The following is an 11,472-nucleotide window of genomic DNA, read 5'->3' on the forward strand; positions in this document are numbered from 1 at the left end:
CCTTAAGGGGCAGCCCGTGAAAGAAATGCGGTCGGCAAACCTTTCGGGGCCCCTTAAGGGGCTTCGTCCGTATCATGCCCTTCTAGGGCTTACTCAAGCCTCCGGCTTTGCCGGAGGTTTTGACTTGCTGTGGAATGTGCCTGTTCTCAGGGCAGGTAGTCTGTCGGGTCGACGGGAGAGCCGTCCTGCGCCATCTCAAAGTGCAGATGAGCGGGCAGGGCGCTTTCGGCGATGGCGGTTTTCCCCACGGAGCCCAGCACGTCTCCGGCCCGCACGGTGTCGCCGATCTCAACGGTGGGCACGGCGGCCAGATTGGCGTAGCAGCTGGTCAGCCCGCTGCCGTGGTCCAGATAGACGGTGGTGCCCATAAAGTCGTCCTGCACCACGTCGATGACGGTGCCTGCGGCGGCGGATACCACCTGAGCGCCCAGCTCTGCGGAAATGTCGATGCCGCTGTGGGTGCGCCAGTCGCCCATGGTGGCGTCATAAGCCAACGCCTCCACACTGTACTCGGAGATCAGCGTGCCCTTCACCGGCCAGGCAAAGACCGTGGGGGCGGCGGGCTGGGGGGTCGCTGCGGGCGTGGCCGCGGGCGTGGGACTGGGGGCGGGCGTCGTCCGGACGGCCGTCTGAGCCTGAGGCGCCGGCGTGGGCGTGACGCGCACCGCCGGGGACGCGGATGCCGGAGTGGGGGTCACAGTGACCTGAGCCGGTCCGGCCACGGCTGTGCCGGGATCCTTGTCGGGGGAGAGGGAAGAAAAGAGATAATAGCCCGAGATTCCAATTGCGGCGACGCACAGGAACAGGACTATGTAGAAGCCCTTCCCCGCCATAAAGTCGCCGAAGCGTTCCATAAATGGTTTTTTCATGCGTTTCAGCACCTCCAAGCCTATTTTGGACATGCCTGCGGGCGGTTATACATGAAAACCAAAAATTTTGAAAAAACACTTGACCTTCCAGTGGGGGGAGGGAGTAAAATCCGGTACGTTTTTAAGAAACTTTAATGGATTCTTCAGGAAGCGCAGAAGGTTTTCTGTTATCCTGAGACAAACCGGACGCTCCGGCGCACCGATTGTGAACGAATTGCGAATTTTGCAGCCGCGGCATTGACAGAGCGGGAAGGGCGGGCTAAGATACATGACAGATTGTCATATCACGGTACAGCGGGGAGGGACGCACGGTGCCCAGCGCCACATTTTTCAATCTGCCGCCGGCCAAGCGGGAAAAACTCCTGGCGGCGGCGCGGGCCGAATTTGTCCGGGCCCCCTTTGCCCAGGCCTCGGTCAACCGGATCATCCATGGGGCGGGGATTCCCCGGGGCAGCTTTTACATGTATTTCGCAGACAAAGAGGAACTGTTCCGCTATCTGATGGAGGACTTCGGCACGCAGCTCATCCGCCAGATGGAGCGCCTGCTGGAAGAACGGAACGGAGCGGTATTCGCCGCGTTTCTGGACCTGTTCGATTACGTACAGGACCGCCGGGCGGAATACCGGGATCTGCTGAACATCCTCCGGCGCAACGGCGATATGCGCCCCGGCCTGTTCCCGGGCGAATGCCGGGGGGGCCTGCCGGAGGGCCTGCGGGAGCGGATGGACCTCGCGCGGCTGGACCTGCGGGAGGCGGGCGACCTGGAAGCCATCCTCCACCAGCTCTTTTTCCTCACCGGAGGCGCCCTGATGCGCTCGGCCGGACCCGGCGGGCCGGAGGCGGCCCGGGCCGGACTGGTCCGCCGGATGGACATACTCCGCAGGGGCGCGGAAAAGCAGGCCGCCCCGCCTGCCGGAAGCGCGGCAGAAGCTATTTGAAGTAAGGAGTAAGCGAATATGGAAGCAACCCAAGTCAAAACGCAGACGCAGCAGAACGCACCGGCCCAGTTCAAGCCGCCGAAAAAGAAACGCAGATGGGTCAGGCGCCTGGTGGCGGTACTGGTCGTCGCGGCGATCCTCGCCGTTTTGCTGCTGCGGCTGATGAGCGCGGGCACCCAGGCAGTGGCGGGAGCCTATCTGTCCGACACCGCCCAGGTACGCGAGATGACGGTGGCCGTCTCCGGAACCGGCACCATCCAGCCCAATCAGTCCTACAAGGTGACCACGCTGATCAGCGGCGAGGTGCTGGAGGCCCCCTTTGAGGAGGGGCAGACGGTCAACAAGGGCGATCTCCTCTTCCGCATCGACGCAAAGGATGTGGAGAACAATATCCAGCAGCTGGAGCTCAACCTGCGCTCGGCCCAACTCAACCTGGACGATCTGCTCAAGCGGCAGGCGGACAACCGGGAGGATTGCGCGGTAAGCGCCGAAGCCGACGGCGTGATCACCAAGCTGTATGTGGAACAGGGAGACGCCGTCATGGCGGGGGCTCCCATCGCAGACCTGCTGGACCGGGAGCGGATGAAGCTGACCGTCCCCTTCCAGTCCGCCGACGCGGCGGGGTTTTATGAGGGGCAAAGCGCCGTTGTCACGGTGGACGGCACCGCCCAGACGCTGACGGGCACCGTGGATTCCATCGCCGCCACCGACGAGGTGGGCCCCGGCGGCGCCCTGGTGCGGCAGGTGACGCTGCTGGTTCAGAATCCGGGCGCGCTCAGCGACGCCAGCCGCGGAACCGCCGCCATCAGCGGCGCGGCCTGTGCATCGGGGGGCGCCTTTACATACGCAGCTTCCAAGCAGATCGTGGCCAAGGCCAGCGGCGACGTGGACGCCCTCTCCATCCGTGAGGGGGACCGGGTGACCGACGGGCAGGTCGTGGCGGTACTCTCCCAGACCGATATGGATACCCAGATCGAAAGCGCCCGGATCCAGGTGGAGAATGCCCGGCTCTCCCTCCAGAATGCCCGGGATAAGCTGGAGGACTACTCGATCACCTCCACCATCACCGGCACGGTCATCGAAAAGAACGTGGACGCGGGGGACAACGTGGGCGGCAGCACCGCCGCCACCGCGGGCTACACCTATATGGCGGTCATCTACGACCTGTCCGAGCTGACCTTCGACGTGAGCGTAGACGAGCTGGACATCAACAAGATCCGGACGGGCCAGCGGGTGGAGATCACGGCGGACGCACTGGACGGGAAGAGCTTCACCGGGGTGGTGGATAAGGTCAATATCAACGGCACCACGGTAGGCGGCTACACCACCTATCCCGTCACCGTCAAGGTGGACGGCTCGCCGGCCGAACTCTATCCGGGCATGAACGTCTCCGCCAAGATCGTGGTGGAGCAGGCCGGGCAGGTTTTGTGCATCCCGGTGGATATGGTGGGCCGGGGCGACACGGTGCTGGTGGCCGGTCCGGGCTGTCTGGACGAGAACGGCAGCGTAGTCGATCCGACCGCCATCGAGGAGCGCCAGGTGACCCTGGGCCGCAACGACGAGGAGTATATCGAGGTCCTCTCCGGTCTGGAGGAGGGGGACGTGGTGCTCAGCGAGAACCAGGCCTCCAACGCCATGGCCGCCATGATGGGGATGGGGATGTGACCATGCAGCATCTGATCGAACTCAGGGATGTCTATAAGATCTACCAGATGGGCGACACCGCCGTCCACGCGCTGGACGGCGTGACCCTGACGGTGGACCGGGGGGAGTTCGTGGCCATCGTGGGCCAGTCGGGCTCCGGAAAATCCACCGCCATGAACATCATCGGCTGTCTGGACGTACCCACCAGCGGCACCTATCACCTGGGGGGCGTGGACGTGTCCACCATGGATGACGACCAGCAGGCCGAGATCCGCAACCGGATGCTGGGCTTTATCTTCCAGCAGTATAACCTGATCCCCAAGCTCAACGTGCTGGAAAATGTGGAGCTGCCCCTGCTCTACGCGGGATTGCCCGCCTCGGAACGGAAGGAGCGGGCCAGGTCCGCCCTGGAGCGGGTGGGCCTGGGGGATAAATGCAAAAACCTGCCCGCCCAGCTCTCCGGCGGCCAGCAGCAGCGGGTCTCCATCGCCCGGGCCCTGGCGGGCAATCCGTCGGTGATCCTGGCCGACGAGCCCACCGGCGCGCTGGACTCCCGCACCGGGCGGGACGTGCTCAATTTCCTCCAGAAGCTCAACGCGGAGGGGGACACAGTGGTCCTCATCACCCACGACAATTCCATTGCCGTGAGAGCAAAGCGCATCGTCCGCCTTCAGGACGGCAGGATCATCTACGATGGGGATGCCCACGATCCGCAGGCCGTGGTCCAGCCCGGCGAGGACGATGCCCCGGCAGACGCCGGAGCGCGGGAGGTGCTGGGCGTATGAGCTTTGCGCAATCCTTCCGTCTGGCGGTCAAATCCCTGCTGACCAGCAAGATGCGGGCCCTGCTGACCATGCTGGGTATCATCATCGGCGTGGCCGCCGTCATCGTCATCGTCTCCCTGGGCAACGGGATGGAGCAGTACATGAACGACCAGTTTGAGAAGATGGGGGTCAATCTGATCCAGGTGCAGGTCTACGGACGGGGCGGCTCACGCTCGGTGGAGCCCGACGATATGTATGCCCTGGTGGACCGCTACCCGCAGTATCTCAGCGATGTAAGCCCCTACGTGAGCACCCGCGCCGCCGTGCGCCAGGGCCGCGACAACTATGCGCGCACCACCATCTACGGCGTCAGCGAGGCGTATTACGACTATGCCTCCGGCAAGAGCATGGGGGGCGAAAAGCTGGAGCGGGGCCGTTTTTTGCGGTACATCGACGTCAGCCGCTACCAGAACGTATGCGTCGTGGGCTCCTATCTGGATCAGGAGATGTTCAACGGCACGTCCCTAGGAAAGAGTATGACCATCGGCGGCGTGCCCTACACGGTGGTGGGCGTGCTGGAGGAGAAGGCCGACTCCACCGAGGGCAGCGGCGACGATGTGATCTTTATCCCCTACGGAAACGCCCTGCACCTCAGCGGACTGTCCGACGCGAACCTGTACCTGTTCACCTCCGCGGATAAGGACGCCGCCCCGGCCGCCAAGGGCGTGATCGAAAAGCGGCTTTACCAGACCTACCAGAGCAGCGACTACTACTTTGTCATGAGCTCGGCGGAGATGATGGACGCCATGAACTCCATGCTGGACACCCTCATGGTCATCCTCATCATCATCGCCGCCATCTCCCTGCTGGTGGGCGGCATCGGCATCATGAACATCATGCTGGTGTCCGTCACCGAGCGCACCCGCGAGATCGGCATCCGCAAATCCCTGGGCGGCAAACGCAGGGATATCCGCAGCCAGTTTATCATCGAGGCGGGCACCACCTCCGCGATCGGCGGCGTCATCGGTATCGCGCTGGGCATCCTTCTGGCGAATGTGATGACGGCGGTGGTGGGCGCGGTGCTGGGCACCGGGACCGACGGATTTGTGGCCATACCGACGCTCGGCGGCATCCTGGTGGCCTTCTGCGTATCGGTGGGCGTGGGCATCCTCTTCGGTTACCTGCCCGCCAACAAGGCCGCAAAACTCAACCCCATCGACGCGCTGCGGTATGACTGAGCCGGTAGATCCGGCCCCCTGCGGGTGCAGGAGCGCCCTGCCGCGCGGGATGCGCCGTCCCGGCAGGCGCGTGCCTCTTGCCACCGGGGGCCGGGGGGTATATGATAAACAGGATGGGGGCCGGCACCCGCGCCGGCCTGCGTTCCGACTTTCCACGAGAAGGAGAAAACGAAGATGAAGAAACGACTGCTATCCGGCCTTTTGGCCGCAGTGTTGGTCCTGGGGCTGGCCCCCGCCGCCCTGGCGGCGGCGCCGGCGGAGGATGAAGCCGCTCAGGTCCTGGCCGCCCTGGATATCATGGTGGGCGATTCCGACGGGAACCTGGAGCTGGGGCGCGCCGTCACACGGGCGGAATTTACCAAAATGGCGGTGGCCGCCTCCACCAGCCGCGACGCAGTGGGCGATACGGTCCCGGTCAAACCGTATCCGGACGTGCCCCAAACCTACTGGGCCGCCCCCTGGATCAAGGCGGCGGTGGACCTGGGACTGGTGCAGGGAGACCTGAGGGGCTACTTCAACCCCACCCAGACCATTACCCTGGCCGAGGGCGTGACCATCGTGCTGCGCCTGCTGGGCTATCCGGACAGCGCCTTCACCGGCGTATGGCCTTCCGGCCAGATGGCCCAGTACAAGGCCCTGAAGCTGAACGAGGGGGTAAGCTGCGCCGCAAACGACGCCATGACGCGCCGGGATGCCCTGTACCTGTTCTATAACCTTATGATCACCAAGAACACCAGCGGCGTGTACCACCTGAACGTGCTGGAGCCCGCCCGGAACCTGGTGAGCCAGACCGGTACGCTGGACCGGGTGGCCCTTGTCAACTCCGCCATGGAGGGCCCCGTGGTGGCCGGGAGCGGCTGGCAGAGCCAGGTGCCCTTCGACGTGAGCGGCGCCAGGGTCTACCGCTCCGGGAGCCTGTCCGCCCTGTCCGCCATCCGGGATCAGGACGTGGTGTACTGGTCCAAATCCATGCGCACCGTCTGGGCCTATACCAATCAGGTCACCGGCACCTATCAGGCGGCCTCGCCCTCCGCGTCGGCCCCCACGGCGGTGACGGTGGCGGGGAAGAGCTACGCCATCGAGACCGCTTCCGCCGCCTTTGCCCTGTCTGACCTGGGGGAGTACCGGGTGGGGGATACCATCACCCTGCTGCTGGGCCGTGACGGCGGGGTCGCCGCCGTGTCCGGCGGGGCGCCGGAGGGCACGCTGCTCTACGGCGTGGTCACCGCCATCGCCGACGCCGCCTATGACGACGGGGCGGGCGGCGCCTATACCGCCCGGACCGCCACCGTCTGCGCCACCGACGGGACCGCCTACCGCTATCCCTTTGACCGAAACGATCTGAAGGTGGGGGATCTGGTGCGGGTAAACGCCGTCCAGGACGGCTTTGCGCTCAAACGCCTTACGGCCGTCAAGCTGACCGGGAAGGTGTCCAACGACGGCAAGCGCCTGGGTTCCTATGAATTTGCCGACGACGTGGAGATCCTTGATACCTATGAGAACTGCACGCCCATCCGGGTCTATCCCGACCGTCTGGCGGGAAGCAGCCTCACCGGCAGCACCGTGCGCTTCTATGTCCTCAACGCCCAGGGAGAGATCAGTCATTTGATCCTGAAGGACGCCACCGGGGACCTGCACCAGTATGGGGTCATCACCTCGGTCACAGAGGTGTCCATGGGCCTGAATACGGCGTCCAACTACGTCTATGACGTGGGCGGCATGCCCCAGGCGTTCTCCTCCGAGACCACCGTGTTCAACCTGAAGGTGGGGCCCTGCCAGGCCAAGATGAAGGGGCCCCAGAGTGTGGAGCGGCTGTATAACCTGACGCCGGTGGACGTGGAGACTGTGGACGGCGGCGCCGTGCTGGGCACGGACGGCAAGCAATATACGCTCTCCGAGACAGCGGTCTATTACGTCAGGACCGGGAGCGCCGAGTATCAGCTCTCCAGCCTCGCCCGCGTCCAGGCGGGTGATTACGACCTGACCGCCTGGTACGACAAGCCGGAAAACGAGGGCGGACGCATCCGCGTGATCATCGCCGACTGAGGAATGCGCCAGCGCGCATCCCCCGGGTACCCCTCGCCCCTGCGGGCGCGAACGCTGCGGGGCTTTTTCGGCAAAGCGACACCGGCGCACGTGTTTTTCGTGCGCCGGTGTTTTTTACAGCAGCAGGCCCACGCTCCAGCCGATGGTGGCGAGCAACGCGCCGGCGGCCACCCAGGCGGGGGCGGGCACGCGGGGCCGGGGGCGGCCCAGACGCACGTTGCGGCGCAGATATCCGTCGGCCACCCGCCGGGCCTCCTGGAGCACCTGCTCAGCCGAGACGCCTTGCCCGAAGGCGTCTTCCTTCACGATAAAGATCGCCTGTTCAAACAGGCGCGGGTCGGGGGATTTTACCACGATCACCTGTCGGGACACGCCTTTGACCACAGCCGCCACATCCTTTCCTGATACCTTCCAGTATCGCCCTTTTTTGCCGCCGCTATTCCGTGCGTGGAAAGGATTTCCGCTCATAAGGGACGGAAATTTTCCGTAGACTAAAACCGTATTGGAAGGAGGCGGACCTATGGCGGAAAAGAAACGGCTGGCTCTTGCGCTGGCCCTTTTGTTCGCGGTGAACAGTATCATCATCTCCCAGGCCCAGAGCGCCCAGGCGGCCACATACCGGGTGGGCTCCACCGGAAGCGAGGTGCGCACCATCCAGACCAAACTGAAAAATTGGGGCTACTACGACGGCTCGGTGGACGGCATCTACGGCAGCCAGACCGCCGAGGCGGTAAAATACTTTCAGCGCTCCAACGGCTTGAGTGCGGACGGCATCGTAGGTGCGGCCACCCGGAAGGCACTGGGCATGCCCAGCGCCGGAACCTCCGGCAGCCAGTCCGCAAGCCTGGACCTGCTGGCCCGGGTCATCTCCGCCGAGGCCCGGGGAGAGCCCTACAGCGGGCAGGTGGCGGTGGGCGCGGTGATTCTGAATCGGGTGGAGCACCCCTCCTTTCCCAACACCGTCGCGGGGGTGGTCTACCAGCCGGGAGCCTTTACCTGCATGGTGGACGGGCAAATCGACCAGCCGGTGGCCGATTCCGCCGTCCGCGCCGCCCGGGAGGCACTCAACGGCGCCGACCCCAGCGGCGGAGCGATCTACTACTTTAACCCCAGCACGGCCACCAGCGCCTGGATCTGGAGCCGTCCCCTCATCAAAGTCATCGGGAACCACCGCTTTTGCTCCTGAGGGCGGGGAGCTCCGTCGCGCTGTGCGCCGTGCGTCCCCGCGCGTTCGTGTTTGGCTGAACGGGCGCGGACCGGCCCGGCCGTGCGGGAGTCCGGCTGCGGGGCAAGCCGTTTTCGGGTCAAGGCATTACCGCATGATTCAGCGCGTGCGGATCGGCGCGAAAATTTGTGCCGCAAAAAGGCGCAAAACCGCAGGAATACTTTGCGTATTACAAGGTTTTGCAACGCATTTGTGGGGCAAATTGGCCGCCAAGACGTGCGTGGGGAATTGTGCGGTGACGCCTTAAAACAGCCGCTTTTCGTAAATAGGCGTATACCGCAGCAGGCCGGAGCGGCGCTCCGAGCACATCAGGGTCAGCCGGTCCAGGGTCAGCTCCAGGGGCGTCAGCAGGCCGGACAAGCGGCCCTCGTCCATGGAGCGGGGAAGGATCGCGCGCCGGGCAAGGGTCAGATGGGGCCGGTAGGCGCGCTCCTCCAGCGGGAAGCCAGCCCCCGCCAGCGCATGGGAGAGCTGCCACTGGGCCTCAGTGAGGCCGGGCGCGGCCTGTACGCCCACCCATAGGATATCCCCGCTGGAACGGCGGAACCTTCCCACGCCGCAGGTGCGCAGCGGGAAGGGCGGTGCGTCCACCGTATCCATGGCGGCAATCACGTCGTCCAGACGGTCGGTCTCTCCCAGAAAGACCAGGGTGAGATGATAATTTTCCCGCCGGGTAAAATTCCCGCGTACGCCCTGGTCCGCCAGGGCCCGGGCCGCCCTGTCCAGAGCGTCCTTCCAGGACTCCGGCAGCGCCGCCGCCACAAACAGACGCATATAAGACGCCTCCTCTTTTCCGTAAGGTCCCGCTTCCCGCAGGGAACAGCCTGAGTATAGCAGAGGCGGGCTTGGCCCGCAAGGGCCGGGCCGCGTGCTAAAATCCTGTTGACAAACCGGAGCGGAATCAGTAGAATGGCCTTAATAAAATTTCCCTCAAGTGTCCCTCCTAGAGGAATGATAGACAACCGGGTGAGAATCCCGGACGGTACCGCCGCTGTAAGCGCTGAGGCCGCTGCTCGTTGATGAAGATCAGCCACTGGGAAACCGGGAAGGCAGAGCACGGACGCAGGAGAGGCAGCTCTCCCTAAGCGTAAGTCAGAAGACCTGCTTGAGGACGTCCCTGCCACGCGTTATGGCATAGGGGACTTTTTGTTGCGGAAAACCGGCCGCGGCAGCGTTCAGCGCTGCCGCGGCTTTCTGCGTCCACGGGAGGGGTGCGTCCGCTGGAACAAGGGGGGATTTTATAGACTGGAGCGATCCATAACATGAGGAGGAAACTATGAAACGAATCGGAATGAGCATCCTGTCCTTGGCCCTGCTGCTTTGCCTGGCGGCTTGCGGGAACACGAACCCCGCCGCGTCCGGGACCGCCGCCCCGGAGACGGCTGTGCCGGAGACCGCCGCGCCCCAGGAGGATTACGACGGCAAGCTGGTGTTGGACGGCCCCATGGAACTGGAGTATGCCCGGAATTTTGCCGTCGACCGCTATAAGGGCGGCTACCGCATGTTCACTGCCGGCACCACCGGGAACACCTATCTGGTGGTGCCCGAGGGCATGAGCGTCCCCGAGGAGCTGGAGGCGGGCGTGGTGGTTCTGCAGCAGCCCATCGACCGGGTCTATCTGGCCAGCACCGGCATGACCTCACTGGTGGCCGCCATGGGCGGGCTGGACCACGTGAAGCTGGTGGCCAACGACGTGGAGGACTGGTACATCGAAGATGTGGTGGCGAAGATGAACGAGGGCAGCATCGCCTTCTCCGGCCACTATAAGGAACCGGATTATGAGCAGATGACCGCCAACGACATTCAGCTGCACGTGGATACCACCATGATCGACAACAATCCAGAGGTGCTGGAGAAATTTGACGAGCTGGGCATCCCCTCCATCGTGGAGAATTCCTCCAAGGAGGCCCATCCCCTGGGCCGTGTGGAGTGGGTAAAGCTGTTTGGCGTACTCTTCGGCATGGAGGAGCAGGCCGAAGCCTATTTTGAGGCGCAGAAGGCCCTTGTGGAGGACGCCACCGCCGCGCAGGCGTACGGCAAGACCGTGGCCATGGGCTACATCACCTCCACCGACAAGTGCTATGCCCGCAACGGCGGCGACTATATGGCCCAGCTGATCGGCATGGCCGGCGGCACGTACATCCTGGCCGATATGGAGCCGGAGAAGAGCGGCAATACCAATATGACCTTTGAAGAGTGGTACGCCGGCAACAAGGACGCGGATTACCTGTTCTATGTGAACTTTGCCCGCTCCTTTGCCTCCATCCAGGAAATGATCGACTATAACCCCCTGTTTGCCGACTTCAAAGCGGTGCAGGACGGCAATGTCTGGATCACCTCGCCGGACTTTACCCAGTCTACCGCCGCCATCGCCTCCATCCTGTCGGATATGAACGCCATTCTCGCCAGCGCCGACGGCGATGTGACCACCGACCATCTGATCAAGCTGTCCTGAGGGCCACGCCAGCGGCAGGTGGGAGAACCCGCCCTGCCGTTGGCGGGGGGGAAGGCCGCGTATAGCCTCGCCCCCGCGGCCGTGAAACATGCGTCTGCGCCCGCACGGGGCAGCCGTCGGCGGCTTTGCGGCCTTGCGGACGCCGCGTCCCCTTTACGGAGAAGGACGCGGGCGGCCCTGGGGGACCCAGGCGGACCCAGGCGTCAGCGGGGGGGCTGCAGGTCCTTGAAAAGTGCCGGCATGTTTGAGCGGCGCGGCGGGCTTGTTCGCCGCGCCGCGGGGGGGGGGGGGCG

At 64.3% G+C, this 11,472-nt stretch carries 10 protein-coding genes and 1 riboswitch; of the genes, 7 read left to right on the forward strand and 3 right to left on the reverse strand.

Annotation, left to right across the window (positions count from 1 at the left end):
- Positions 1 to 146: 146 nt before the first annotated feature.
- Positions 147 to 869, reverse strand: coding sequence for a M23 family metallopeptidase (locus NE547_RS17365; protein ID WP_256176562.1), 723 nt, complete (start codon positions 867 to 869; stop codon positions 147 to 149).
- 311 nt (positions 870 to 1,180) lie between these two features.
- Here NE547_RS17365 and NE547_RS17370 point away from each other — a divergent pair, with 311 nt between their 5' ends.
- The 5 genes from NE547_RS17370 (at position 1,181) to NE547_RS17390 (ending at position 7,499) form a co-directional block, all read left to right on the forward strand.
- A complete protein-coding gene (locus NE547_RS17370) occupies positions 1,181 to 1,807 on the forward strand; it encodes a TetR/AcrR family transcriptional regulator (protein WP_256176563.1) in 627 nt (208 codons plus the stop codon).
- Between the two features lie 18 nt (positions 1,808 to 1,825).
- Positions 1,826 to 3,472 carry an efflux RND transporter periplasmic adaptor subunit gene (locus NE547_RS17375; RefSeq protein WP_186907725.1) on the forward strand — a complete coding sequence of 549 codons (1,647 nt, stop codon included), beginning with the start codon at positions 1,826 to 1,828 and terminating at the stop codon, positions 3,470 to 3,472.
- A gap of 2 nt (positions 3,473 to 3,474) precedes the next feature.
- A complete protein-coding gene (locus NE547_RS17380; protein ID WP_287878106.1) occupies positions 3,475 to 4,236 on the forward strand; it encodes an ABC transporter ATP-binding protein in 762 nt (253 codons plus the stop codon).
- Complete coding sequence (locus tag NE547_RS17385) at positions 4,233 to 5,453, forward strand: ABC transporter permease (protein WP_186907724.1); 1,221 nt, start codon at positions 4,233 to 4,235, stop codon at positions 5,451 to 5,453. Before NE547_RS17380 ends, NE547_RS17385 begins: the two co-directional genes overlap by 4 nt.
- A 174-nt stretch (positions 5,454 to 5,627) precedes the next feature.
- Positions 5,628 to 7,499 carry an S-layer homology domain-containing protein gene (locus NE547_RS17390; RefSeq protein ID WP_256176564.1) on the forward strand — a complete coding sequence of 624 codons (1,872 nt, stop codon included), beginning with the start codon at positions 5,628 to 5,630 and terminating at the stop codon, positions 7,497 to 7,499.
- 114 nt (positions 7,500 to 7,613) lie between these two features.
- On the opposite strand, the gene NE547_RS17395 is transcribed toward NE547_RS17390, so the two are convergent.
- Positions 7,614 to 7,883 carry a translation initiation factor 2 gene (locus NE547_RS17395; protein WP_256176565.1) on the reverse strand — a complete coding sequence of 90 codons (270 nt, stop codon included), beginning with the start codon at positions 7,881 to 7,883 and terminating at the stop codon, positions 7,614 to 7,616.
- Positions 7,884 to 8,019: 136 nt separating this feature from the next.
- Here NE547_RS17395 and sleB point away from each other — a divergent pair, with 136 nt between their 5' ends.
- Positions 8,020 to 8,685: a spore cortex-lytic enzyme gene (gene sleB, locus NE547_RS17400; protein WP_186907721.1), complete on the forward strand. Its 666-nt coding sequence runs from the start codon at positions 8,020 to 8,022 to the stop codon at positions 8,683 to 8,685.
- A gap of 282 nt (positions 8,686 to 8,967) precedes the next feature.
- On the opposite strand, the gene thpR is transcribed toward sleB, so the two are convergent.
- Complete coding sequence (thpR, locus tag NE547_RS17405; protein ID WP_186907720.1) at positions 8,968 to 9,498, reverse strand: RNA 2',3'-cyclic phosphodiesterase; 531 nt, start codon at positions 9,496 to 9,498, stop codon at positions 8,968 to 8,970.
- 141 nt (positions 9,499 to 9,639) lie between these two features.
- Positions 9,640 to 9,848, forward strand: a riboswitch (cobalamin riboswitch).
- Positions 9,849 to 10,000: 152 nt separating this feature from the next.
- On the opposite strand from thpR, the gene NE547_RS17410 reads away from it, so the two are divergent.
- Positions 10,001 to 11,179: an ABC transporter substrate-binding protein gene (locus NE547_RS17410; RefSeq protein ID WP_186907719.1), complete on the forward strand. Its 1,179-nt coding sequence runs from the start codon at positions 10,001 to 10,003 to the stop codon at positions 11,177 to 11,179.
- Positions 11,180 to 11,472: the final 293 nt, after the last annotated feature.

Origin of the sequence: Flavonifractor sp. DFI.6.63 (genome assembly GCF_024462255.1) — a bacterium.
Taxonomy (GTDB): Bacteria; Bacillota; Clostridia; order Oscillospirales; family Oscillospiraceae; genus Lawsonibacter_A; species Lawsonibacter_A hominis.